General features: G+C 66.6%; 22 protein-coding genes. 17 read left to right on the top strand and 5 right to left on the bottom strand.

Annotated features, from left to right (window positions below):
* Nucleotides 1-68: 68 nt before the first annotated feature.
* Entirely contained in the window at nt 69-1,514 is a 1,446-nt protein-coding gene (locus L1F31_RS12070; RefSeq protein ID WP_265417529.1) for a serine hydrolase domain-containing protein, read from the bottom strand.
* A gap of 258 nt (nt 1,515-1,772) precedes the next feature.
* On the opposite strand from L1F31_RS12070, the gene ispG reads away from it, so the two are divergent.
* Both ispG and L1F31_RS12060 read left to right on the top strand, forming a co-directional pair.
* The gene (gene ispG, locus L1F31_RS12065; protein ID WP_265417528.1) at nt 1,773-2,945 is read left to right on the top strand and encodes a flavodoxin-dependent (E)-4-hydroxy-3-methylbut-2-enyl-diphosphate synthase; all 1,173 of its coding nucleotides are present in this window, start codon (nt 1,773-1,775) and stop codon (nt 2,943-2,945) included.
* Nucleotides 2,946-3,039: 94 nt separating this feature from the next.
* Nucleotides 3,040-3,921 carry a GNAT family N-acetyltransferase gene (locus L1F31_RS12060; RefSeq protein ID WP_265417527.1) on the top strand — a complete coding sequence of 294 codons (882 nt, stop codon included), beginning with the start codon at nt 3,040-3,042 and terminating at the stop codon, nt 3,919-3,921.
* Between the two features lie 14 nt (nt 3,922-3,935).
* Here the strand turns inward: L1F31_RS12060 and L1F31_RS12055 are convergent, their stop codons facing one another.
* Nucleotides 3,936-4,352, bottom strand: coding sequence for an RNA-binding S4 domain-containing protein (locus tag L1F31_RS12055; protein WP_265417526.1), 417 nt, complete (start codon nt 4,350-4,352; stop codon nt 3,936-3,938).
* A gap of 25 nt (nt 4,353-4,377) precedes the next feature.
* Nucleotides 4,378-5,166: an NUDIX hydrolase gene (locus L1F31_RS12050; protein WP_265417525.1), complete on the bottom strand. Its 789-nt coding sequence runs from the start codon at nt 5,164-5,166 to the stop codon at nt 4,378-4,380.
* 251 nt (nt 5,167-5,417) lie between these two features.
* On the opposite strand from L1F31_RS12050, the gene L1F31_RS12045 reads away from it, so the two are divergent.
* Together L1F31_RS12045 and L1F31_RS12040 are read left to right on the top strand one after the other, a co-directional pair.
* Nucleotides 5,418-7,289, top strand: coding sequence for a proline--tRNA ligase (locus L1F31_RS12045; protein ID WP_265417524.1), 1,872 nt, complete (start codon nt 5,418-5,420; stop codon nt 7,287-7,289).
* Nucleotides 7,290-7,298: 9 nt separating this feature from the next.
* Entirely contained in the window at nt 7,299-8,108 is an 810-nt protein-coding gene (locus L1F31_RS12040; protein WP_265417523.1) for a TSUP family transporter, read from the top strand.
* Between the two features lie 68 nt (nt 8,109-8,176).
* Here the strand turns inward: L1F31_RS12040 and L1F31_RS12035 are convergent, their stop codons facing one another.
* Together L1F31_RS12035 and L1F31_RS12030 are read right to left on the bottom strand one after the other, a co-directional pair.
* Nucleotides 8,177-9,196: an aminoglycoside phosphotransferase family protein gene (locus L1F31_RS12035; protein WP_265417522.1), complete on the bottom strand. Its 1,020-nt coding sequence runs from the start codon at nt 9,194-9,196 to the stop codon at nt 8,177-8,179.
* Complete coding sequence (locus L1F31_RS12030) at nt 9,193-10,167, bottom strand: hypothetical protein (protein ID WP_265417521.1); 975 nt, start codon at nt 10,165-10,167, stop codon at nt 9,193-9,195. Before L1F31_RS12030 ends, L1F31_RS12035 begins: the two co-directional genes overlap by 4 nt.
* 181 nt (nt 10,168-10,348) lie before the next feature.
* On the opposite strand from L1F31_RS12030, the gene L1F31_RS12025 reads away from it, so the two are divergent.
* The 13 genes from L1F31_RS12025 (at nt 10,349) to L1F31_RS11965 (ending at nt 24,508) form a co-directional block, all read left to right on the top strand.
* A complete protein-coding gene (locus tag L1F31_RS12025) occupies nt 10,349-10,813 on the top strand; it encodes a ribosome maturation factor RimP (RefSeq protein WP_265417520.1) in 465 nt (154 codons plus the stop codon).
* A 181-nt stretch (nt 10,814-10,994) separates the two neighbouring features.
* Nucleotides 10,995-11,957 (top strand): transcription termination factor NusA, encoded by a 963-nt coding sequence (gene nusA, locus L1F31_RS12020; RefSeq protein WP_265417519.1) that lies wholly within the window; start codon nt 10,995-10,997, stop codon nt 11,955-11,957.
* A 117-nt stretch (nt 11,958-12,074) separates the two neighbouring features.
* Nucleotides 12,075-12,350, top strand: a complete 276-nt coding sequence (locus tag L1F31_RS12015) for a YlxR family protein (protein WP_265417518.1) — start codon at nt 12,075-12,077, stop codon at nt 12,348-12,350.
* Nucleotides 12,351-12,481: 131 nt separating this feature from the next.
* Entirely contained in the window at nt 12,482-15,448 is a 2,967-nt protein-coding gene (gene infB / locus L1F31_RS12010; protein ID WP_265417517.1) for a translation initiation factor IF-2, read from the top strand.
* Between the two features lie 143 nt (nt 15,449-15,591).
* Nucleotides 15,592-16,026 (top strand): 30S ribosome-binding factor RbfA, encoded by a 435-nt coding sequence (rbfA, locus tag L1F31_RS12005; protein WP_265417516.1) that lies wholly within the window; start codon nt 15,592-15,594, stop codon nt 16,024-16,026.
* Nucleotides 16,027-16,159: 133 nt separating this feature from the next.
* Nucleotides 16,160-17,038, top strand: coding sequence for a VldE C-terminal domain-containing protein (locus L1F31_RS12000; protein WP_265417515.1), 879 nt, complete (start codon nt 16,160-16,162; stop codon nt 17,036-17,038).
* Between the two features lie 11 nt (nt 17,039-17,049).
* Nucleotides 17,050-17,988: a tRNA pseudouridine(55) synthase TruB gene (truB, locus tag L1F31_RS11995; protein ID WP_265417514.1), complete on the top strand. Its 939-nt coding sequence runs from the start codon at nt 17,050-17,052 to the stop codon at nt 17,986-17,988.
* Nucleotides 17,989-18,064: 76 nt separating this feature from the next.
* On the top strand, nt 18,065-18,748 hold the full coding sequence (locus L1F31_RS11990; RefSeq protein ID WP_265417513.1) for a MarR family transcriptional regulator: 684 nt from the start codon (nt 18,065-18,067) through the stop codon (nt 18,746-18,748).
* Nucleotides 18,738-19,109: a hypothetical protein gene (locus L1F31_RS11985; protein WP_265417512.1), complete on the top strand. Its 372-nt coding sequence runs from the start codon at nt 18,738-18,740 to the stop codon at nt 19,107-19,109. Before L1F31_RS11990 ends, L1F31_RS11985 begins: the two co-directional genes overlap by 11 nt.
* A 92-nt stretch (nt 19,110-19,201) precedes the next feature.
* Nucleotides 19,202-20,140, top strand: a complete 939-nt coding sequence (locus L1F31_RS11980) for a bifunctional riboflavin kinase/FAD synthetase (RefSeq protein WP_265417511.1) — start codon at nt 19,202-19,204, stop codon at nt 20,138-20,140.
* Nucleotides 20,141-20,231: 91 nt separating this feature from the next.
* On the top strand, nt 20,232-20,501 hold the full coding sequence (gene rpsO, locus L1F31_RS11975) for a 30S ribosomal protein S15 (protein ID WP_135539384.1): 270 nt from the start codon (nt 20,232-20,234) through the stop codon (nt 20,499-20,501).
* Nucleotides 20,502-20,909: 408 nt separating this feature from the next.
* Nucleotides 20,910-23,132: a polyribonucleotide nucleotidyltransferase gene (locus tag L1F31_RS11970; protein WP_265417510.1), complete on the top strand. Its 2,223-nt coding sequence runs from the start codon at nt 20,910-20,912 to the stop codon at nt 23,130-23,132.
* A gap of 68 nt (nt 23,133-23,200) precedes the next feature.
* The gene (locus L1F31_RS11965; RefSeq protein WP_429860966.1) at nt 23,201-24,508 is read left to right on the top strand and encodes a M16 family metallopeptidase; all 1,308 of its coding nucleotides are present in this window, start codon (nt 23,201-23,203) and stop codon (nt 24,506-24,508) included.
* The last annotated feature ends 46 nt before the right edge of the window (nt 24,509-24,554 follow it).

Raw genomic sequence — 24,554 nt, 5'->3', positions numbered from 1 at the left:
GCGGGCCGGTCAGGGCCGGCCAGGTTCGCGGACCGAGGTTCGCGGGCCGATGCGCGGTTCGGGGATGTTCAGTCGCTGAGGCTGATCGTCTGCACCTCGCCGAGGTGGTTGAGCGCAACCGTGATCGTGGCCTTCGCGTCGCCGGCAGACGTGGACTCCGCGTCGCCTGAACCTGGCACCGTCGCCTCCGCCATGTCCGAGCCGACTGTGAGCTTTCCGCGCAGCGGGGAGACCATGGTCAGGTCCGCCTCGGTGAGCGGGGCCGTGACCTCGTGTGCCGCCCGCCACCGGGCGAAGCGCTCACGCCGTTCGTTCCGGGGTTCGTCGAGGTCCATGTTCATCGAGAAGATCTCATCGGCGGTCTCGTCGTCGAAGTCGGTGACGAGGTTCGCTGCGGCCAGGACCGTATCGATCTGGGCCTGCTGCGCGGCAAAGCGGGGCACCGGCGCCGAGGTGGTCGTCCGGCTGAGATCGACATCGTTGCGTCCCGTGGCTGCCGCCCATCCGATATCGAGTGCGTCCTGCACCAGGCGCTGCGCCGGATAGTACGTGGTGTTGCCGAGGACGACGATGCTCAGTCCCAGTTCGGGGAACCAGCGCATATGGGAGCCGTACCCGGGGTAGCCGCCGGAATGGCAGACCACGCGCCCGAACCGGGTGTCCAGGCGCGTCTCGAGACCGAAACCGTAGCTGAGCGCCTCAGCATGGTGGGCCGAGGTCTGGATCTCCATGGACCGGTGGGTCTGCTGGTTGTCGGCCAGGATCCGCGACCACGAGCCGGGAGCATAGGTGTCGAAATGGTCGAGGGCATCGAGGTGCGTGTTCATCCAGGTGCCGATGTCTCGGACCGTGGAGATCACCCCACCGATGGGGGAGAAGACCCCGGGCCCGGTGAGTTCGGCCGGATGCAGCCCGCCGTCGAGGTCGACGCGGCAGCCCGGTGCCAGGTCGGGGAAGTCGGCGTGGTCGAAACCGGTGCGCGTGAGTTCGAGGGGTTCGAGGATCTCCGTGGTCACGATCTCGATGAACGAGCGGCCGGTGACCGCCTCGGCGACCATGCCGAGCACCGCATACCCGAGGTTCGAATACTCGTACCCGGTGTCTGCGGGCGCCGTGGCGATGGCGCCGCGGCGCAGCCAGGCGGTGAGCTCGTCCGGAGTCATCGCCTCCATCCGGTCCGCCCACGGGTCATCCTTCGTGAACCCGGTGCCCATGGTCAGCGCCTGCCGGCATGTGCGATCAGCGATCGCGGTGTCGGCGAGTTCGGGCACAAGACGCCCGAACGGCATGTCGAGGTCGAGGCCGTTCGCGGCGAGGAACCCGATGGCGGCGGCAGTGAACGATTTCGTCATCGACGCGATCCGGTACGGAACATCGGCATTCACGGCTCGCGCGGGGCCACCTCGGCGAAAGATTCCCCAGGCCAGGGACCCACCCTTCTCGGCCAGGGAATTCGCTTCCGCATCCAGGGCCGCAGTCATCGCATCGATGTCGGGGAATGCGCCTTCGCTCACGGGTCCGCTCCTTCTCACAGTCGGCAGGTCACCTTCACACTACCGGTCAGATGCGGGCTCGAGGGGCAGGGCGGGCCCGACGGCGACGGCCCCGACGGACAGGGCGGACAGGAATCGGGGACGGAACACGCAGCCAGGACCCACCGCTGAGGACCTACAATGGTCGTGGTTTGCACAATCCGGCCGCAACGAAGGGCCACCTCGGCGTCGGCAGGATCATCGTGGCTGGTCACCAGCCCGAATGAAGGGATCGTCTCAGTGACAGCAGTCAACCTCGGAATGCCCGCCCCACCTCCTCCCGTGCTTGCGCCCCGGCGGAAGACCCGGCAGATCGGGGTCGGCAAGGTCGGGGTCGGCTCCGAATCTCCGGTCAGCGTGCAGTCGATGACGACGACACCGACGACCGACATCAACGCGACCCTGCAGCAGATCGCCGAGCTCACCGCCAGCGGCTGCGATATCGTGCGCGTCGCCTGCCCGACGGCCGACGATGCCGCAGCCCTGCCGATCATCGCCGGCAAGTCCCAGATCCCCGTTATCGCCGATATCCACTTCCAACCCAAATACGTCTTCGCCGCGATCGATGCCGGGTGTGCGGGAGTCCGCGTCAACCCGGGCAACATCCGCAAGTTCGACGATCAGGTGCGGGAGATCTCGAAGGCCGCCGCCGAGGCGGGAGTGTCCATCCGCATCGGCGTCAACGCCGGCTCCCTGGACAAGCGGCTGATGGAGAAGTACGGCAAAGCCACCCCGGAAGCGCTCGTCGAATCCGCGCTGTGGGAGGCCTCCCTGTTCGAAGAGCACGGGTTCTACGACTTCAAGATCTCCGTCAAACACCACGACCCCGTGATCATGGTCCGCGCCTATGAGCTGCTCGCCGAACGCGGCGACTGGCCGCTGCATTTGGGCGTCACCGAGGCGGGGCCCGCCTTCCAGGGCACGATCAAATCCGCGACCGCCTTCGGCCATCTGCTCGCCGAGGGCATCGGCGATACGATCCGGGTGTCCCTGTCCGCGCCTCCCGCCGAGGAGGTCAAGGTGGGCAACCAGATCCTCGAATCGCTCAACCTCAAGCCCCGCAAGCTCGAGATCGTCTCCTGCCCGTCGTGCGGGCGCGCACAGGTCGACGTGTACACCCTCGCCGACGAGGTCACCGCAGGGTTGGAGGGCATGGAGGTGCCGCTGCGGGTCGCGGTCATGGGCTGCGTGGTCAACGGTCCCGGTGAAGCCCGGGATGCCGACCTCGGCGTGGCCAGCGGCAACGGCAAGGGACAGATCTTCGTCAAGGGCGAGGTGATCAAGACGGTGCCCGAATCCGAGATCGTCGAGACCCTCATCGCCGAGGCGAACCGCATCGCCGAGGATGCCGAGAACGGATCGGACGGAGCCTCAGGGACTGTGTCGGGGCCGCCTGAGGTCGTCATCGGGTGAGTGCGATACCTTGAGACGTACGAGTTCATCGTCCGGGTCTCCACCGTGTGAAGGGTGAGACCACGGACAGCGTCAGGGAAGAGTGCACGGTCAGATGGTGCTGAGAATCGCGCGACTGGAACATCAGCATACGCAGTGGCTGACGGACCTGCTTGCGCGCAGACCCTGTGAGAACGTCTACCTCATCTCCCTGCTCGAGGTCACCGGAACCGCACGCCTGGGCTCACCGGCCGGGACTCTCTACGGGATCTTCGACGGCGACCGACCCGTCGCCGCCTACTGGGTGGGCGGGAACATCATCCCGGTCGCCGCAACACCGGCGACGAACGAAATCCTTGCCCGCAAACTCAATGCCGACGGCCGTGTCTCGTGTTCGCTCATCGGGGACCGGGCCGTCATCCTCGACCTCAACAGTCGCCTCAACTGGGGGCAGCCACTCGGGATGAGGGACCGTCAGCCGCTGCTGGCGATCAGTTCGGATCCGCTCGTGGCCCCGGACGAACACGTTCACCGGGTGACCCTCGATGACCTCGGGGCGGTGTTTCCGGCCAGTGTGGACATGTTCACCAAGGAGGTCGGGTTCTCTCCCATCGAGGACGGCACCGCCAGCTACCTGTCTCGGGTGCGCGGGATCATCCGCGGCAAGAACTGCTACGCCAGGATCTCGGCGACGCTGCCCGGCGGTGCCGCAGTGCCGAGGTGGCCGGCCACGGAACAGGACGAGCAGGTGCTGTTCAAGGCCGATATCGGCATTCGCGCCCGCCGCATCGTCCAGGTACAGGGAGTGTGGGTCCACCCCGAGGTGCGCAACCAGGGACTCGGCGCCGCCGGAATGGCCGCCGTCGTCAAACGCACCCGCGACAAGGGCCACTCCACCGTGAGCCTCTATGCCAATGACTACAACGAGACGGCGCTGCGGATGTACGCCCGCGTCGGCTTCGAACAGGTCGGAACCTTCGCCACCGTCATGTACTGAGGTTGGGCCGAGTATCAGTCGCGGCGGTTGCGTGACTGGGGTTTGGCCAGATCGCCGAGGAACTTCTCCATCTCCCGACGGTCCTTCTTCGTCGGACGGCCCAGCCCCTTGTCGCGCCTCGGCACGAACCCGCGCAGCGCCGGATCCGGTGGGGGAGTGAGATCCTCGTAGCACTGCACGGCGATGGAGGCCTGCATCCTCGTGGGGATGAAGCCGGTGATCTTCCAGATGAACTCGGAACCGGCCTTGCGCACCCGCACCTCCTGGCCGATCGTCACCTTCTGCGCGGCCTTGACCCGCTGCCCGTCGACCTGCACATGCCCGCCGCGGCACGCCTGCGTGGCCAGGTTGCGGGTCTTGAACATCCGGGTCGTCCACAGCCACACATCGACGCGCATGTGTTTGCCGGCGTCTCGGTTGATCTCGGTCATCTCATCACCCTCATCACCGTGCTCATCACTGCGGGCCTTCGGGCGCCTGGATGCGGGAGTCGGCGCGCAGGGCCAGCTCGGACCGGCGCGTGAACGTCTGCGCGGGGCGGCCCCGTCCCTGGGTCACCGCCTGCCCGGTGGGATCGAGCAGCGGCAGCATGGTGCGGCGGAACGTATCGGCCTGCAGGCTCTCCCCGGCGACGACCTCGTGGAGTTCGCGCAGCTGACGCAGGGAGAACTCGGTCTCGAGCAGACCGAAGGGGTCCGGGGTGCGTTCGTGCAGCGCCCGCAGCCGGTGGACGGCGACGCGGACGATCTCCCGATGCTCCTCACTGAGCTCATGGACCTCGTGCACGGGCACGAGCTTGCGATGATGGGCGGGGGAGTCCGCGTAATCGGAATCCCGGGCGGAGGATGAGACGTCGTCGGCTTCCTCGGCGGGGGAAGCGTCATCGGTGAGGGACGCGTCCTTGGTGGGGGAGGCATCCTCGGTGAGGCCGACGTCGGCGGCCGAGAGCACATCGAGGTGGGCCACGGAGATCACCCACCCGCGATCGTCACGGTCGGGCTGGTCGAAGACATGCAGCTGCACCGGGGCCCGGTCGACGAGCCGAGCCTTCTCCCGCAGGCACCGGGCGACCGCCTCGGCGAGGCGTTCCTGCGGACGCAGAATCGACCCGGGCAGCTGCCATACCCCGTCTCCGGGATGGGTCATGAGAACATGCAGACCGCGGCCGGGCACGGGGCAGAGGACCGCGGTGTCGACCGCGACCGAGGGCCGCGGGAACTGCGTGAGTTGGCTCGGATCAGGCATGCTCTTCGTATCGTTCTGGCTGGACTTCTGACTGGTGGTCTGGCTGGTGTTCTGGCTCTGTTTCGGTGGCGTCTGTGCTGGTGGAGGGCGAGGATCCCAGGGGACCCGCGCGGTGCTGGACGTGTGTGGCGCAGGCACCAGTCTAATTCTCTTCCGCCGGGTGACGAATCCAGGTCCGCACCGATTCCCTGACCCTCGCCCGCGTGCGATAGTGTTCGAGCAGAGTCCTGACAAGTTGAGGAGAAACACCCATGGCCCTGCGCATGTCGTCCCTGTTCGTGCGAACCCAGAAGGAGGACCCGGTCGGCGCCGAGGTGGCCAGCCACAAACTGCTGCACCGCGCCGGCTACATCCGCCGGTCCGCCCCGGGGATCTACACGTGGCTGCCGCTGGGCCTGGCCGTGCTCGGCAAGATCGAGGCCATCGTGCGCGAGGAGATGGCTCTCGCCGGCTCCCAGGAAGTGCACTTCCCCGGCCTGCTGCCCGCCGATCCGTACAAGACCTCCGGCCGGTGGGAGGCCTTCGGACCCGACCTCTTCCACCTCAAGGACCGCCGCGAGAACGACTACATCCTCGCGCCCACCCACGAAGAGGTCTTCACCCTCCTGGTCAAGGACCTCTACTCCTCGTACAAGGACCTGCCGCTGTCGATCTACCAGATCCAGACGAAGTACCGCGACGAGGCTCGCCCCCGCGCCGGACTGCTGCGCGGACGCGAATTCATCATGAAGGACGCCTACTCCTTCGACGTCGACGATGCGGGACTCGACGCCTCCTATGAGGCCATGCGCGTGGCTTACCTGCGTGCCTTCGCCCGCCTCGGTCTGCCCTGCCTGCCGGTCAAGGCCACCCCCGGTGCGATGGGCGGATCCGGCACCGAAGAGTTCATCTACCCCTCCGAGGTCGGCGAGGACACCTTCGTGCGCTCGCCGGGCGGATACGCCGCGAACGTCGAGGCCGTGACATCGATCGTGCCCGAGGCGATCCCGTACTCGGCCTCCCCGGCCGCCCACGTCGAGGACACCCCCGACACCCCGACCATCGACACCCTCGTCGCCGCTGCGAACGCCGCGCACCCCCGTGAGGACCGGGAGTGGACGGCTGCGGACACCCTGAAGAACGTCGTCTGCGCCGTCACCCACCCCGACGGCACCCGCGAGATCATCGTCATCGGACTGCCCGGCGACCGCGAAGTCGACCTCGACCGGGCCGCCGGCACCGGGATGCTCGGCGACGGCGAGGTCGACCTCGAAGCCGCCACCGCTGAGGATCTCGCCGCTCACCCGGAACTCGTCAAGGGCTACATCGGACCCGGCAACTCGCTCGACGCGCCGGTTCTCGGCCTCGAAGCGCCGTCGAAGATCCGCTACCTCCTCGACCCCCGCGTCGTCGACGGCTCCCGGTGGATCACCGGCGCGAACGAACCCGGCCGCCACGTCTTCGACCTCGTCGCCGGACGTGACTTCGCGGCCGACGGCACGATCGAGGCCGCCCAGGTCGTCCTCGGCGATCCCGCTCCGGACGGTTCGGGACCGCTGGAACTCGCCCGCGGCGTCGAGATCGGTCAGATCTTCAAGCTCGGCCGCAAGTACGCCGAGGCACTCGACCTCAAGGTGCTCGACCAGAACGGCAAGACCGCGACCGTGACCATGGGCTCCTACGGGCTCGGCGTCACCCGCGTCATGGCCTGCATCGCCGAGGAGTACCACTCGGAGAACGGGCTGCTGTGGCCGCAGCACCTGGCCCCGGCCGACGTCCACATCGTCGTCGCCGGCAAGGGCGAGGAGATCGCCGAGGCGGCCGAGACCATGACCGCTGAACTCGAGGCCGAGGGCATCAGCGTCCTCCTTGACGATCGGAACAAGGTCTCCCCGGGCTTCAAGTTCGCCGACGCCGAACTCATCGGCATCCCCACCGTCATCGTCGTCGGCCGTGGACTCGCCGACGGAGTCGTCGAGGTCCGTGACCGTCTGGCCGATGCCAAGAGCGACGTCCCCGTCGCCGAGGTGGTCCCTTCCACCGTGGCCCGCGTCCGTGAGGCGTATGCGAAGGCGAACGCCGCAGCCGATGCGGCTGTGGCAGCCGACGGCGCGGACTCCGGCGCTGCCGCTGCGAACGTCTGAGCCACCTCGGTGTTCGAAGCACTCACCGGCGGCATCGATGTCACCGTGTCCATGGTCCTGTGGCTGCTGGCCGCGGGAGTCCTGGCCGGCTGGATCGATGCCGTCGTCGGCGGGGGCGGGCTGATCCAGCTGCCCGCGCTGCTGCTCGTGCCGGGCATGACCCCGGTGCAGGCGGTCGCGACGAACAAGATCGGATCGATCGCGGGAACGACCGCCTCGGCGATCACCTACCTGCGCAAGATCACCCCGGACAGGTCGGCGACGATCCCGGCGGCCGCCTCGGCGTTCCTCGGTGCGGTCATCGGGGCGAAGCTCGCGACCCTCGTGCCCAGTGAGGCCTTCACCCCGATCATCCTGCTCGCGCTCATCGGAGTCGGCATCTTCACCGTCCTCAACCCCAGCCTCGGCGCGGATGCCACGCTGCGGTTCGGGGAGTCATCGAAGCGCCACCATGCGCTGTCATGGCTCATCGGCCTCGTCATCGGCGTCTACGACGGGGTGCTCGGACCGGGCACCGGATCGTTCCTCGTCATCGCGTTCGTCTCGCTCATCGGGTTCTCGTTCCTGCAGGCCTCGGCCACGGCGAAGGTCATCAACTGGGCGACGAACTTCGGAGCCTTGGTCTACTTCGTCCCCGACGGGCAGGTCGTGTGGCTGCTGGGCATGGTCGTGGCGGTCGGCAACGTCGCCGGCGGCATCTTCGGAGCCCGCACCGCGCTGGCGAAGGGTTCGGGATTCGTCCGCGTCATCTTCGTCGTCGTGGTCTCGGCGATGATCCTCAAACTGGGCTACGACGTGATCTCCAGCCTCATCCACTGACACTTGCTACCCGACGGGTCCCCAACAACCCGGCGCCACCACGCTGGGGGTCCGTCAGGTAGCAATAACTAGCCGATGGGTTTGAGGGCGTGGGCGTTGACTCCGGCGACGTCGGCACCCGACAGCGCGCGGGCCACCCACAGGGACCTTGCCGCATCGGCCAGCCCCGACGTCGACCCGCCGGTCGCCGACCGCAGATACCAGAACATGTTCGTGATCTCCCGCGCCACCGTCGCACCCATCCCGTACTGCGGGTCGATGCCCGCGCACAGGGCCAGATCAGTGGCGAAGCCGCGCAGCCAGGCCGCCTGCGCCTGCGGATGATCCGAGGGGATCTCCGCCAGTCGATTCCACAGCACCGGAGCCAAGGTGTAGGCGGTCGGCCCGGCCAACGGCTGCGGGTCGATGGCCTTCCAGGTCGAAATGCCCGTGGGATCCGGGTTGCCGGCGAGGATGTTGTAGTAGTGCAGGTCGGCGTGGATGAGCCAGTTCTCGTCTGAGGCGGCCAGAGTCTGCATCCAGTTGCGGGCGAACGACAGCAGCAGCGAGTCATGCGGGCCTGCCTCCGACCAGCCGTTGAGCAGGCCGGCATCGGCTTCGAAGCTGTTCAGCCACCCGGCGACGACGTCTTGGACGCGCAGGAACTCCGCACTCGCGGGAATCTCCAGGGACCGCTGCAGGGCACCCCAGACGGGCGGCACATCGGCCAGGGGCAGCACCGAGAGATTGTCCTTCGTGCGCAGCCGCTCCTGCAGTGTCACCCGGAAGCTGCGATCATCGCGGATGACCCGGACGGCACCGTGCCCGTTCCACATCTTCAGCGCCCGCAGCACCTGCGCATGCGCGGCCGTATGCGCCGAGGTCGGCGCGGCGAAGCGCAGCACACCCTGATAGTTCTCCTGCGTGAGCACCGGAATGACCAGTGATTCGCAGCCGGCCCACGGGGACCCGGGCACCTCGTCGAAGCGCAGCTTCCACCGGTCGAGGAGCTCATTGGCCATGAAATCCAGTGCCGCGACCCAGGCATCGGTGCGATATTCGCCGATGATGTCGCGCGTGGCCCGGTAGAGAACCGGTGGAACCTTCACTTCGTCGCCTCCGCCTGTCCGGAATCGTCATAGGTGAACCGCAGCGGCTGCGGGGCTGCGAAGCCCGAACGCGCCCGCGCCGATTCCCACAACCGCAGGATCGCCGCAGGTTCCCCGTCCAGCCACGGCAGCACCGAGGCGGCCACGCCGTCCTCGAGATTGAGCGCGAGTTCCTTCGCCGAGGCGGCATCGACCGGTGTGGGATCGAGCTTCCATGCCGAGGCGTTCGGATCCGCTCCGTCCTCGCCGAGGAGTTCGAGCATCTCCCCGGACAGTGATCCCAGGGATTCGATCCGGTCCAGCGCTCGCGTGCGTTCGGGGGACTTCGTCTCGAAGTTCACGGCGAGACGCTCATAGCCGTAGGCCGCCGCCCGGGACTGGTTGAGGATCGCGTTGAACATGGCCTGGCGATCCTGCGTCCCGTCGTCCGAGCCGTCGCCGTCGGAGCTGTCCGAGCCGCCGGAACTGTCTTTGGACGAGTTGTCGGCACCGGCCATGTCCTCACGGCCGGTGCGGATGAGGTCATCAGCGGTGGTGATGAGCTCGGGCTTCTTCGTCCCCGCGGTCAGCGTCAGCCCCACTGCCACATCGGACAGCACCGGGATGAGACCCGAACCGAGCTGGGGCGCAGCCTCGAACACGGCCTTGAGCACCACCTCGGCGGCCTCGACGAACGTCCGCTCCTCCGCGGTCGGGGGAGGTTCGGTGGCGAACTCGGCCGGCGGTGCCCAGACCGGGCCGATCGCCGCCGTGAAATCAGCAAGGTCCTCACCAGCCGTCGCAGGGTCACCGGAACCGGGGGAGGTGGCGTCGAGGATGCGTGCGATGCGATTGCGCAGCTGCTGCGTGGAATCGAGGGTGGGAATGTCCGGATCGGAATCGATGCGCAGCCCACAGGCGGTCAGCAGCCCCAGACTGACCCCGCCGACGCCGGCGGTCAACAGGACGCGGCGACTGACGGGAAAACGCATACGGCAATCCTATCGGATGCTGTCCCGCCTGCACGGACGCTCAACCCGCGGCCCGGATGCTTAACGTCGGGCGATGGTGTCGCTTAGGGTGGGGTGAAACGGTCGCCCGGGCACCTGCACGGACCACCGCACCCACCTCAGCCGCCTCGGCGAGGGGGCCGCCCAGCGAAGAGGAGGAGATATGGACGAGGACGTCGATCGGATCAAGGGTCTGCTCGCCCCGCCCCTGCAAGCGGCGGGATACCACCTGGAGAACGTCAAGGCCGTCGCCGCAGGGCCCCGCCGGACCCTGACAGTCGTCGTCGATCTCGACGAATCGAGCACCGATCCGATGTCGATGGAGAAGATCGCGGAATCGACGAAGATCGTCGGAGACGCCCTCGACGAGGTCGAGATCTTCCGGGACAAGCCCTACCAGCTCGAGGTCACCAGCCCCGGCGCCACCCGGAAGCTCGAGACCCCGCGCCACTTCCGGCGGGTGATCGGTCGACGGTTGGAGATCACAACGAAGAAGGACACGTTCAAACTCGACCTCGCCGAGGTGGGGGAGACGTCGATCACGGGAACGAACCCTCAGAGCAGGGAAATCACGCAGGTGCCGCTCGACGATATCCGCAAGGCGCAGGTGGAGCTGAAGTTCCGCTGAGGTGAAGCTCACGTCCCGCGAACGCCGTCGGTGAGGCATCGCGGGCCGACAGTGAGGCATCGCCGGCCGATCGTGGGGAATCACTGACAGAATGCGGGCTGGGACTGGGATAGACTGTTACGCCTGCATAAGTGAACACAGACAATTCAATGCTCGAATGAGCCGGAGAGGACATAGGCATATGGACATCGATCTCAATGTTCTGCGCATGATCGAACGAGAGCGGGAGATTCCGCTCGGCACCCTCATCGAACTCATCGAACAGGCACTCTTCCTCGCCTACCAGAAGACCGAGGGCGCCTGGCCCGACGCCCGCGCCGAACTCGACACCTCCACCGGCGAAGTGCGCATCCTCGCAGTCGAATTCGACAACGACGACAATCCGATCGGCGAATTCGACGACACTCCCACCGGCTTCGGCCGCATCGCCGCCCAGACCGCCCGACAGGTCATCCATCAGCGCCTGCGCGATGTCGAGGACGAAACCCTGCTGGGCGCGTTCAAGGGCCGTGAGGGCGAGATCGCCTCGGGCACCATCCAGCAGGGCAGGGACCCGCAGATGGTCCAGGTCGACCTCGGCGATGTCGAGGCCGTCCTGCCCCCGCACGAACAGGTCCCCGGCGAGGAGTACACCCACGGCACCCGCCTGCGTGTCTACATCGCCGATGTCCACAAGGGGCAGAAGGGCACCTCCGTCACCGTCTCCCGCACCCACCCGAACCTCGTGCGCCGCCTCTTCGCCCACGAAGCCCCGGAGATCGCCGACGGCACCGTCGAGATCGTGTCCCTGGCCCGCGAGGCCGGCCACCGCTCGAAGCTCGCTGTCCGCGCCACGAAGCCCGGAGTCAACGCGAAGGGCTCCTGCATCGGCGAGCTCGGCTCTCGGGTGCGCGCGGTGATGAACGAACTCGGCCAGGAGAAGATCGACATCGTCGACTACTCCGACGATCCGGCGAAATTCATCGCCCACGCCCTGTCGCCGGCGAAGACGAAGCGCGTGGAGATCCTCGACGCCGCAGCGCAGGAGTCCCGCGCGGTCGTGCCGACCGATCAGCTCTCCCTGGCCATCGGCAAGGAAGGGCAGAACGCCCGTCTGGCCGCGAAGCTCACCGGCTGGAAGATCGACATCGTCGCAGGCGACTGACTCGTATCGTCGAGGGCGACTGATGCACATCGTCGCAGGCGAGTAGCCCGACGCAGTGATTCTCACCACTGGCCCCCTGGCGCGCGTCGGGGTGCTGGTGCTGTAGAATCATTCATTGTGAATGTTGGCGATGGACCCGTAAGGACGTGCATCGCCTGTCGGCAGAAGGCCGATCGGAGCGAGCTGACACGGTTCGTGTTCCGCCCCGATCAGCACCCCGCCATCGTCCACGACGTGTCAGCGACACTGCCAGGACGCGGCGCCTGGGTGCACCCTGTTGAGAAGTGCCTGGCCAAGGCGCGGACCGCTGCCCCCTTCGCTCGAGCGTTTCGAACGAAGATCACCGCCTCGGACCTCCCGAGGCAGGACACCGAACCCAAAGAGAACGGGTAAGCCGAATGGATGACAAGTTGTGAGTGTCGCACGATGACACCCAAACGGAATTCGAGAGAGCAGTGAAATGAGTACTGCTCTTCATTGATGAGGTTCTTTCCTGACCGGGAAAGAACCCGGACAGGAGAACTGTGGCAAAGCCCCGTGTCCATGAGCTCGCAAAAGAGCTCGGCACAACAAGTAAGAACGTCCTCGAGAAGCTCCAGGACATGGGCGAATTCGTTCGCTCCGCTTCCTCGACGCTCGAAGCGCCCGTCGTGCGCCGAGTGAGGGAAGCTTTCGCCGATTCCGCACCTTCTTCCGGCGAGAAGTCCGCCGGCGGTGCCGCGAAGAAGTCCGCAGCCAAGCCTGCGGCGAAGCCCGGAGCCCCGAAGCCCGGTGCGAAGCCCGCACCCAAACCCGCCGCGAAGTCGACGCCCAAGTCGAGCCCGGCGAAGCCCGAAACCCCGGCGAAGTCTGCTACCCCGGCGAAGACCGAACCCGCCGAGGCGGTCGCCTCCTCAGCGAAGTCGGCTCCCAAGCCGGGCGCCAAGCCCGCAGCATCGGCTGCCCCCAAGGCCGAGGCTCCCGCCGAAGCCCCTGCTGAGGCACCTGCTGCCGAAGCGGAGTCCGCAGGCACTTCCGCTTCCAAGCCCGGAGCTCCGAAGCCGGCCGCTGCACCCAAGCCGGGTGCACCGAAGCCCGGAGCTCCCAAGCCCGGCGGTGCCGCCAAGCCCGGTGCCCCGAAGCCCGGTGGACGTTCGGCCCGCCCCGGCAACAACCCCTTTGCTCCCTCGCAGGGAATGCCGAAGCCCGGTCGCGGTCCCAAGCCCGGCGGTCGTTCCGGCGGCCAGGGTGGTCAGGGCGGCCAGGGCGGACGCCCCGGCAACAACCCGTTCGCTCCTTCGCAGGGAATGCCGAAGCCCGGTCAGAAGCCGCGCGGCACCGGTGAGGAGTCCTCGGGCGGTCCTCGTCCGGCACCGCGTCCGGGCGCACCTCGCCCGAACCCGTCGATGCTGAAGAACTCGGCCCTGAACAAGCCCGCTCCCGGCCGTGGTCGCGGCGGCGGACGCGGAAACGCTCCCGGCGGAGCACCCGGTGCACCGGGCGCTGCTCCCGGCGGCCCGCGTCGTGGTCCCGGCGGCGGTCCCGGCGGTCGCGGTTCAGGTCGCGGTCGCGGAAGCACGCAGGGCGCATTCGGCCGCGGCGGCGGTCCCCGTCAGAAGGGACGCAAGTCGAAGCGGGCGAAGCGCGCAGAGCTCGAGCAGATGCAGGCTCCGTCGGTCGGCGGCGTCAGCGTTCCGCGCGGAGACGGCAATACGCCGCTGCGCCTGCGTCGCGGCTCCTCGCTGGCAGACTTCGCCGAGAAGATCAACACGGATCCGACGAACCTCGTGACCGTGCTCTTCCACCTCGGTGAGATGGCGACGATCACGCAGTCCCTCGACGAGGCGACCTTCGAGGTCCTCGGTGAGGAGCTCGGCTACAAGATCGAGATCGTCTCACCCGAAGACGAAGACCGTGAGCTGCTCGAGACCTTCGACATCGACCTCGACGCCGAAGCCGCCGAGGAAGACGACGAAGACCTGCAGGCTCGTCCGCCGGTCGTCACCGTCATGGGTCACGTCGACCACGGTAAGACCAAGCTGCTCGACGCCATCCGCTCGGCGAACGTCGCCTCTCGCGAGGCCGGCGGCATCACCCAGCACATCGGCGCCTACCAGGCCGAAGTCGAACACGAAGGCCAGGATCGCAAGATCACCTTCCTCGATACCCCGGGTCACGAGGCGTTCACCGCCATGCGTGCCCGCGGTGCGAAGTCGACGGACCTCGCGATCCTCGTGGTCGCCGCCGATGACGGTGTCATGCCGCAGACCATCGAAGCTCTCAACCACGCCCAGGCGGCCGATGTGCCGATCGTCGTGGCTGTGAACAAGATCGATAAGGACGGGGCGAACCCGGCCAAGGTCATGCAGCAGCTGACCGAATACAACCTCGTGGCCGAAGAGTACGGCGGCGAGACCATGTTCGTGCCGATCTCCGCGCTCAAGCGCGAGGGCATCGACCAGCTGCTCGAATCCGTGCTGCTGACCACGGACGCCGCGCTCGACCTGCGGGCCAACCCCGACAAGTCCGCTCGCGGCATCGCGATCGAAGCCAAGCTCGACAAGGGCCGCGGCGCCGTCGCGACCGTGCTCGTCGAGTCCGGCACCCTGCGTCAGGGCGACGCGATCGTCTGCGGCACCGCCTACGGACGTGTGCGTGCGATGTTCGATGAGAACGGCGCCCTCGTCGAGGAGGCTGGTCCCTCGCGTCCGGTCCAGGTGCTTGGTCTGTCGTCCGTGCCGCGTGCCGGTGATTCGTTCATCTCCACCGATGACGATCGCACGGCCCGTCAGATCGCTGAGAAGCGCGACGCCATCGAGCGCAACGCCGCTCAGGCCCGCGGTCGCAAGCGCATCAGCCTCGAGGACTTCACGAAGGCTCTGGCTGAGGGCAAGGTCGACATGCTCAACCTCATCCTCAAGGGCGACGTCTCCGGTGCTGTCGAAGCACTCGAGGATTCGCTGCTCAAGATCGATGTGGGCGACGACGTCGACCTGCGGATCATCCACCGCGGCGTCGGTGCGATCACCGAGAACGACATCAACCTGGCCACGGTCGACAACGCGATCGTCCTCGGCTTCAACGTCCGTCCGGAAGCGAAGGCTCGCGACCTGGCCGACCGCGAAGGCGTCGATGTCCGCTACTACTCGGTCATCTACCAGGCGATCGACGATATCGAGTCCTCGCTCAAGGGCATGCTCAAGCCCGAGTACGAAGAGGTCCAGACCGGTACCGCCGAGATCCGCGAGGTCTTCCGGTCCTCGAAGTTCGGCAACATCGCCGGTTCGATCGTCCGCGATGGACACATCAAGAGGAACTCGACCGCACGCGTCACCCGCGATGGAGTCGTCGTCGGCAACAACGTCAGCATCGAGTCGCTGCGCCGGTTCAAGGACGATGCCACCGAGGTCCGCGAGGGCTACGAGTGCGGTATCGGCCTCGGCAAGTTCAACGACCTGCGCGTCGGAGACATCATCGAGACCTTCGAGATGCAGGAGAAGCCGCGCGACTGAGACAGTCGCAGGCTTTCGACGTGAGTCGGATTCGTCGGCTCCGGTCGGACCCCGGTACAGGGGACCGGCCGGAGCCGGTTCGATTCCACGTCTAAAATAGGGCCAGAAGAGAAGCTTCGGCCCCGAACCAGAAGGACAGCACCATGGCAGACCCCACCAGGGCTCGCAAGATCGCCGACCAGATCAAGGTCATCGTCGCCAGCACGATCGAGCGTCGGCTCAAGGATCCGCGCCTCGGCTTCGTCACCGTCACGGATGTCCGGGTGACCGGAGATCTGCAGCACGCCGACATCTTCTACACCGTCTACGGCGATGACCAGGACCTCATCGGCACCGGCAAAGCGCTGGAATCCGCGAAGGGATTCATCCGCTCCGAGGTCGGCAAGGGCCTGACGATCCGGCTGACACCGAGTCTCGAATTCATCGCCGACGCCGTCCCCGAGGCGGCCGCACGACTCGACGGACTGCTCGCTCAGGCTGCCGCCGACGATGCGCGTGTGGCCGGTCTGGCCAAGGACGCACAGCACGCGGGTGAGGCCGATCCGTACAAGAAGAGCGAGACCCCTGACGACGAGTGACCCTGGACTTCGTCACGATGGTCTTCGTCACGAATTCAGAAAAACTTCTCGTAACAGTTTTGTTATCTTTCCGAGATGTCGTAGACTTTTTCCGGTAACGAAACGATTACGACTCTGTTAAGGGAATTCTGCATTGGGTAAGCACTCTTCACCGAAGCCGTCGTTCGCGAAGCAGCTCGTCCGGGATCTGACTCCCGGCAAGCGCCCCGCGGGCCGACGCGCAGCGACCTCGCCGTCGACGGCGACCTCTGTGCTGGCGACCGTCAAGCAGCGTCCCGTCGTTGCCGCCATCGCCGTTCCGGCGGCAGCGACCGCGGCCGTGGTCGGTTCGACCGTCGTGATGGGTCCGCCGGAATCCGGCACCGTCACCAGCGAAGCCGCGAGCACCACTCCTGAGCAAGCGACCCCGTCGTCGGTGAGCCAGGACGAGATCGACGCGCAGCGGGAGAAGGCCGGCGAAGAGTACCTCGAGAAGGTCAAGGACGACCCGAAGTACAAGAACAAGTCGTCGAAGACCACGCTTGAGGTCAAGGCTCCGCCGAAGCCCAAGCCCACCGCCGAATCCTCGGCCGAGAGCAGCGAGGACTCGTCCTCGGGTTCGTCGGACGAGAAGTCCTCGGATGACTCGTCCTCGAAGGACGAAGGCGCCTCGAGCGACACCTCCGCACCGCCGTGCAGCGTGTCGTCGTCGATCGAATCCGGTCTGCTGCCGAACGCCGTCAACGGCTACCGTGCCGTGTGCGCGAAGTTCCCCGAAGTCAAGACCTTCGGCGGACGCCGCCCCGGCACCGGTTCCGATCACAACACCGGTGAAGCCATCGACATTATGATCAACCGTGCGACCGGCGACCGCATTGCCGAGTACCTCATCAAGAACCAGGGCAGCCTCAACGTCAAGTACGTCATCTGGCAGCAGCGCATCTGGATGCCCGGTCAGGGCTGGAAGAGCATGGAGGATCGCGGAGACGCGACGGCGAATCACATGGATCATGTGCACGCCTCCTTCAACTGATCCCTGCCTTCGTGAGTGATTCTTCCCCGCAGGGCATCCTCGTCTGCGACAAGTCGCAGGGTCTGAGCTCCCACGGCGTGGTCTCACGCATCCGCCGCTGGTTCGGCACCAAGAAGGTCGGCCACGCCGGAACGCTCGATCCCATGGCCACGGGAGTGCTGGTGCTCGGCCTCGGCCGCGGTACCAAGCTGCTCACCTACATCACCGGGGTCTCGAAGACGTACTTCGCGACGATTCGTCTGGGCTCGTCGACCCCGACCGATGATGCTGACTCCGAACCCGATCGCTTCGCGGATCCGGCCGATCTCTCCGGCGTGGGCGCCGCCGCCATCGAAGCCGCAGTGGCCAAGCTGCGCGGTTCCATCGACCAGGTGCCCAGTGCCGTCTCGGCGATCAAGGTCGACGGCAAGCGCTCGTATGCGCGCGTGCGCGCAGGCGAGAACGTCGAACTGAAGGCCCGCCGCGTCGAGGTCTCGGCGTTCGAGATCATTGACATCCGCTTCGCCGCAGACGAAGGCTTCATCGACGTCGATGTCGAAGTCGACTGCTCCTCGGGCACCTACGTGCGGGCACTCGCCCGCGACATCGGCACCGACCTCGGCGTGTTCGGTCATCTCACGGCGCTGCGCCGCACCCGAGTCGGCGCCTTCGACATCGACCAGGCCGTGACCCTGCCCGAGGATCTCGACGTCGCCGCACCGGAACTCATCACCTTGGCCGAGGCGGCCCGCACCCTGCTGGCCGTCGTCACCGTCACCCGCGACCAGGCCACCGCCCTCATGCAGGGCAAGACCGTCGAGGCCGATGACTGGTCCGCCGGTATCGGCTCGGAGGACGTGACCGGCAGGGAAGTCGCCGTGGTCTGGGAGAACGAACTCGTCTCCGTGGCCGAGGTGCGATCCGGCGGCGGCCTCAAGTCTGTCACGGCTTTCGCCATCGACCTCGCATAAACAATCTGTTTCGTTGTAATTGACAAATACAATCAAAACACTTGTATTGCAGTCTGCGATCTGCTGTACTGGTCCCATGTTCGTCTTGACCATCGACCAGCAGGATTCGCGCACGAGCAACGATGCCGTGCCCGAGGCCCTCGCTGTTCTGTCATCCATCCCGACGCTCGTGCCCTTCGCCCGGACGATCGGCGATGAGGTCCAGGGCGTCCTCGATGATGCGCATGCCGTCGCCGAGGCGGTGCGCCGGCTCGCGGTCGAGGCCGGGTGGCACATCGGCATCGGCATCGGCGCCGTCGACGAACCGCTGCCCGAATCGACGACCGAGGGTCGCGGCCCCGCCTTCTACGCCGCCCGCCAGGCCGTGGAAGCCGCAAAGACCGCTCCCGCCAACCTCATCGTACGCTCTGACCCGAGCGCCGGGCAGAGTGCGGCGTCGGAGGCTGCCGTCAACCCGGGGTCGGTTGACCCAAGCGCCGAACAGAGCACCGCACCGGACGCTCACCGTCGTCTCGCCGAGGCGAGTCTGCGCCTGCTCGTGAGCACGCTGGCAGAGCTGCGCGTCCACTCCCGCGGCTACGTCAACTACCGTCTCGACCACCCCGAGGCGACCCAGAACGAGATCGCTGCCCGCTTCGACGTCTCCCAGCAGGCAGTGTCCCGGGTGCTCGCTCCCGGCATCGCCGAGATCGTCGCCGGCGCCGAGGATCTCGCCCGCCATCACCTCGGGCTGGCAGAAGGAGCAGACAATGTGGACTGACGTGCTCATCGCCGTCGCAGCGGCCGTCGTCGCAGCACTCATCGGCTGGCCGCTCGTGCCTGCTTTCCTGCGGCTGACCCATGCGGGCCCCGGAAGCAAACCCGAGCGCACCGGGGCCGAAGACGTCGAGGTCCTGCGCGGGGGAATGTGGATCGGCATCGTCGAACGCGCCCTCATCGCCGGAGCGATCGTCCTCGGTCGTCCCGAACTCATGGCCGTGGTCATCGCGGTCAAGGGGCTCGGCCGGTTCGCCGAGATCAAATCCTCTGCAGCGGCGGGGGAGCGGTTCATCATCGGCACCTTCGTCTCCATCGCCTTCGCCTCCCTCATCGGGATCATCGGGTGGGCGATCATCACCTGAGATCGGGGTGGACCGCCTCGGCGAGGTGCGGGTTAGGAGGCGCGAGGTCTCTGCGATAATCTGAATCGGTGCACGGAAGGAGCGAACGTCTGGTGGAGCTGTATCACGGACTCGATGAGGTCGAGGTCGACGCTGTCGGCACCGTCGTCACCCTCGGCAACTTCGACGGCGTGCACCGCGGACACCAGACCGTCCTGACGACCGTCGCCGAACTCGCCCGCCAGAACGGGCTGCGCTCGATCGCGATGACCTTCGACCCGCATCCGCGCACCGTCCACCGCCCCGCGGAACCGACCGTGATGATCACCTCCACCCGGCAGCGCGCCGACCTCATCGCGGCCACCGGCATCGATGCGCTGCTCATCCAGCCCTACGACCTCGACTTCGCCGCTCAGACGGCCGAGGAATTCGTGCGCACCTACTTCGTCGAAGCCCTGGCCGCGAAGATCGTCGTCGTCGGCGACGACGTCCGCTTCGGCCGTGACAACGAAGGCACCATCGACACGCTGCGCCGCCTCGGCGAGGTCTACGGCTTCCGGACCGAGACGATCGACGAAGTCGGCCGCGGAGGACGGTATTCGTCCTCGCGCATCCGCGAACAGCTCACGGCAGGCGACGTCGCCGAGGTGGCCGATCAGCTTGGCCGCTACCATGCCCTCCACGGCACTGTCGTCCACGGCGACGCCCGCGGACGCGACCTCGGATTCCCGACGGCGAACCTCTCCGAGAACCCCGAAGGGCTCGTCCCCGCCGACGGCGTCTACGCCGGCTGGGCGACGTTCTCCGGCGAGGGCCAGCCGTACCCGGCGGCGATCTCCGTGGGCACGAACCCGACATTCAAAGGCAGCGAACGCCGCGTCGAAGCCCATGTGCTCGATAAGGAATTCGGCGCATTCGACGTCTACGACCGTGAGATGACTCTCGAATTCGTCGCCCGCATCCGCGGCCAGGTCGCGTTCACCGGGATGGACGACCTCATCGTGCAGATGCATGAGGACATCGCCGATGTGCGCGAGGTCCTGCACACCTGATAAGCTGATCTCTGCCGTTTTCACCGGCCGCGGTCCCATAGTGCGAAGACTTCAGGTCTTCGCGCCGCGCAACGATACGAAGGAGAACTCCATGGCTCTCGATACCGCTGTGAAGCAAGAGATCATCAAGGAATATGCAACTCATGAGGGCGACACCGGTTCTCCCGAGGTTCAGGTTGCACTGCTGACCCGCCGGATCACCGATCTGACCGAACACTTCAAGGATCACAAGCACGACCACCACTCGCGTCGTGGCCTGCTGCTCCTCGTCGGCCAGCGTCGCCGCATGCTCAAGTACCTGCAGAAGGTCGACATCGAGCGTTACCGTTCGCTCATCAAGCGCCTCGGCCTGCGCCGCTGATCCAGCCCTGCTGATCGGCTTACGCTGATTCGACCGCATCGAATCGCTTCGACCGCGTCGGATCTGCTCGGAAGCGTCCCACCACTCGGTGGGGCGCTTTCGTGCTTCTGCGGTAGACTCATGCGTGGACGCACATGCCATGGACGTTTCGGTCTTCGGTAGTGGCCTCCGGAGGATTGTGCGCTGACACCGGCTTGCAGAGGCAAGCGGCTGGCAGCTCCGGTTCCGTGGGCCCCGATCGATGACCGGCGTGGATCCATGCATCGTCCACAGCCAATATCCCGCCGGAAGGGCGCGGGGCCTCGCGCTGCGCAATGCAGAGCGATGCCTCCTGGCGTCGAGGGACCTTCCTCGAGCGCTGCAGGCCTTGCGAGAGCCGCCGCGCACCGGCACAACAGAGGAGACTACGTGGGACTCAACCCTGAATCCGCCGTTGCCCATATCGACAACGGCAGCTTCGGCAAACACACCATTCGCTTCGAAACCGGACGACTTGCCCAGCAGGCCGCCGGATCCGCCGTCGCCTACCTCGACGACGACACCATGCTGTTCTCGGCCACCTCGGCCGGAAAGAACCCCCGTGAGGGCTTCGACTTCTTCCCCCTGACCGTCGACGTCGAAGAGCGCATGTACGCCGCCGGCCGCATCCCCGGCTCGTTCTTCCGCCGTGAGGGACGCCCCTCGACCGACGCGATCCTCACCTGCCGCCTCATCGACCGCCCGCTGCGCCCGTCCTTCGTCAAGGGCCTGCGCAACGAGGTCCAGGTCGTCGTCACCGTGATGTCGGTCAACCCCGACCACATCTACGACGCCCTGGCCATCAACGCCGCCTCGATGTCGACCCAGCTCTCGGGTCTGCCGTTCTCCGGCCCCATCGGCGGTGTGCGCATCGCGCTCATCGACGGTCAGTGGGTCGCCTTCCCGAACCACTCACAGCTCGCTGACGCCGTGTTCAACATGGTTGTCGCCGGTCGCGTGGTCGGTGACGACGTCGCCATCATGATGGTCGAGGCCGAAGCCACCGACAACGCCATCGACAAGATCAAGACCGGCGCTGCGGCCCCCACCGAGGAGGTCGTGTCCGAAGGTCTCGAAGCTGCGAAGCCGTTCATCGCCGAGCTCTGCCGTGCGCAGTCCGAACTCGCCGATCGCGCCGCGAAGCCGACCGTCGAATTCCCCGTCTTCCGCGACTACGAGGACGACGTCTACGAGGCCGTGAAGGAACTCGCCGAAGCGAAGCAGACCGAGAACTTCCAGATCGCCGACAAGCAGGAGCGCGAAGCCGCAGGTGCCGCCCTCCTCGACGAGCTCTTCGAGAAGCTCGGGGAGCGCTTCGAAGGCCGTGAGAAGGAGATCGCGAACGCGCTCAACGCGCTGACCAAGCAGGTCGTGCGCAAGCGCATCCTCACCGAACAGATCCGCATCGACGGTCGCGGTCTCAAGGACATCCGTCCGCTCACCGCCGAGACCAACGTCATCCCGCGCGTGCACGGTTCGGCCATCTTCGAACGCGGCGAAACCCAGATCCTGGGTGTCACCACGCTGAATATGCTCAAGCTCGAGCAGACCATCGACTCGCTCTCACCCGAGACGTCGAAGCGCTACATGCACCACTACAACTTCCCGCCCTATTCGGTCGGTGAGACCGGTCGTGTGGGCAGCCCGAAGCGCCGCGAGATCGGCCACGGCGCACTGGCCGAACGTGCCCTCGTGCCCGTTCTGCCCAAGCGCGAGGACTTCCCGTACGCGATCCGTGAGGTCTCCGAGGCCCTCGGTTCGAACGGTTCGACCTCGATGGGCTCGGTCTGCGCCTCGACGCTGGCCATGCTCTCGGCCGGTGTGCCGCTGCAGGCGCCCGTCGCCGGCATCGCCATGGGTCTCGTCTCCGACGTCATCTCCACCGACCAGGGCGAGCAGACCGCATACGCGGCTCTGACCGACATCCTCGGTGCCGAAGATGCCTTCGGCGATATGGACTTCAAGGTCGCCGGTACGCGTGACTTCATCACCGCGATCCAGCTCGACACCAAGCTCGACGGCCTCCCCGCCTCGGTGCTCGGTGCCGCACTCAAGCAGGCCCGCGAAGCACGCATGGTCATCCTCGACGTCATCGCCGAGGCCATCGATGCCCCGGCCGAGATGGCTCCGACGGCTCCGCGGATCATCTCCGTGAACATCCCCGTCGACAAGATCGGTGAGGTCATCGGGCCCAAGGGCAAGATGATCAACCAGATCCAGGAGGACACGGGCGCGGATATCAGCATCGAAGACGACGGAACCGTCCTCATCGGTGCCACCGACGGACCGGCCGCCGAGGCCGCCCGCTCGATGATCAACGCGATCGCGAACCCGCAGGTCCCCGAGGTCGGCGAACGCTACCTGGGCACCGTCGTGAAGACGATGAGCTTCGGCGCCTTCGTCTCCCTGACCCCGGGCAAGGACGGTCTGCTGCACATCTCCGAGCTGCGCAAGCTCAATGACGGCAAGCGTGTCGAGGACGTCGAGGACGTCGTCGGCGTGGGCCAGAAGGTCCAGGTCGAGATCACGAAGATCGATGACCGCGGCAAGCTCTCGCTGGCCCCGGTCACCGATGAAGACGAGAAGTCGGACGACGAGGGATCAGACAACTGATACTGAATAGTTCACACACCGGGGAGGGCAGCCGAATCGATCGGTCTGTCCTCCCCGGTGGTTTGACGCTGACCACCGAATTCATGCCGGGCCTGGCCTCGGAGACGATCGGGATCTGGGTCGCTGCCGGGTCCCGCGACGAATCCGCCGAGACCGCAGGCTCGACGCACTTCCTCGAGCACATGCTGTTCAAGGGCACAGGCACCCGAGATGCGAAGTCGATTGCCGCGGCCTTCGACCGCACGGGCGGGGACTCGAACGCGATCACCGCGAAGGAGCTCACCTGCTACTACTCCCGGTGTCTGGTGACCGATCTGCCGGACATCACCGGGCTGCTCGTCGACATGGTCTCGAACTCCCAGCTCGATGTCGAGGAGTTCGAACGCGAGCGCGGCGTCATCATCGAAGAGCTCGCGATGTCGGCCGATGACCCCGGCGATGTGCTCTTCGACGACTTCGATGCGCTCGTCTTCGGGCAGCACTCGCTGGCACGGCCGGTGGGAGCCACGAAGGACCAGATCCGGGTGCTCGGCCATCACACGGTCATCGACCACTACCAGTCGACATATATTCCGCCGCGGCTGGTCATCGCTGCCGCAGGTGGGGCGACTCATGAAGAAGTGCTCGCGATGGTCGAGGAGGCCCTCGCCGAGGCGGGGCTCGGGTCCCGTGCCGACGTCTGGTCGGGCGCCGGGAACAGTGTTCACGGTCCGGGCCCGGTGGGCACGGGCGACTCGAACGACGGAGCCGCCTCGGTGGCGAAAGGCTCGCACCTGGCTGGGGCCGCACGTGTGCGTCCGGACTTCCAGGCGGGCGTCTCACACACCGTCAAGGACATCGAGCAGCTGGGCATTCTGCTCGGCTGCGAAGGCCTGCCAGAAGGGGACGATGACCGGTTCATCTACTCGGTCATGCTCACCATGCTCGGCGGCGGAATGTCGTCGCGGCTGTTCCAGAGCGTGCGTGAGGAACGGGGACTGGCCTATGCGGTCAACTGCGTGGCCAGCCAATTCACGGATACCGGCACCTTCGGCATCTACGCCGGCTGCACGGCGGAGAATGCTCAGGCAGTAGTCGATCTGGCGCTGGAGGAGTGGGCCCGGTTGGCGCAGGAGACCCCGAGCCAGTTCGAACTCGATGAGATCGTGTCTCAGTTGGCGGGGTCGATGGTGCTCGGGCTCGAATCCTCGGCAGCGCGCATGAATCGTCTCGCCCGGTCGGAGATCTTCGGTCTGCCGCTCGAATCGCCGATGGACCTCATCGACCGCGTCCGTTCGGTCACGGCTGAGGAGGTCAGTGCGATGGCCGGCCGTCTGCTCGAGCGTCCCAAGGCTCTGGCCATGGTCGGACCGGCCGCCGAGATCGTCCTGCCCTGAGTTCTCCTCGTCATGCCGGGGCTGTGTCCCGGGGCGTGGGATGCTG

It is taken from the genome of Brevibacterium spongiae, assembly GCF_026168515.1.
In the GTDB taxonomy this organism is placed as follows: Bacteria; Actinomycetota; Actinomycetes; order Actinomycetales; family Brevibacteriaceae; genus Brevibacterium; species Brevibacterium spongiae.
This window is presented reverse-complemented; position numbering and strand designations above follow the sequence as displayed.

Bases quoted from the DNA above. Each gene is read 5' to 3' on its own strand.
- L1F31_RS12050 (WP_265417525.1), bottom strand. From the start codon at position 5,166: ATGCCTGATCCGAGCCAACTCACGCAGTTCCCGCGGCCCTCGGTCGCG.
- L1F31_RS12025 (WP_265417520.1), top strand. From the start codon at position 10,349: ATGGACGAGGACGTCGATCGGATCAAGGGTCTGCTCGCCCCGCCCCTG.
- L1F31_RS12045 (WP_265417524.1), top strand. From the start codon at position 5,418: ATGGCCCTGCGCATGTCGTCCCTGTTCGTGCGAACCCAGAAGGAGGAC.
- L1F31_RS11990 (WP_265417513.1), top strand. From the start codon at position 18,065: ATGTTCGTCTTGACCATCGACCAGCAGGATTCGCGCACGAGCAACGAT.
- rpsO (WP_135539384.1), top strand. From the start codon at position 20,232: ATGGCTCTCGATACCGCTGTGAAGCAAGAGATCATCAAGGAATATGCA.
- nusA (WP_265417519.1), top strand. From the start codon at position 10,995: ATGGACATCGATCTCAATGTTCTGCGCATGATCGAACGAGAGCGGGAG.
- L1F31_RS12060 (WP_265417527.1), top strand. From the start codon at position 3,040: ATGGTGCTGAGAATCGCGCGACTGGAACATCAGCATACGCAGTGGCTG.
- L1F31_RS12030 (WP_265417521.1), bottom strand. From the start codon at position 10,167: ATGCGTTTTCCCGTCAGTCGCCGCGTCCTGTTGACCGCCGGCGTCGGC.
- L1F31_RS12055 (WP_265417526.1), bottom strand. From the start codon at position 4,352: ATGACCGAGATCAACCGAGACGCCGGCAAACACATGCGCGTCGATGTG.
- rbfA (WP_265417516.1), top strand. From the start codon at position 15,592: ATGGCAGACCCCACCAGGGCTCGCAAGATCGCCGACCAGATCAAGGTC.
- L1F31_RS11985 (WP_265417512.1), top strand. From the start codon at position 18,738: ATGTGGACTGACGTGCTCATCGCCGTCGCAGCGGCCGTCGTCGCAGCA.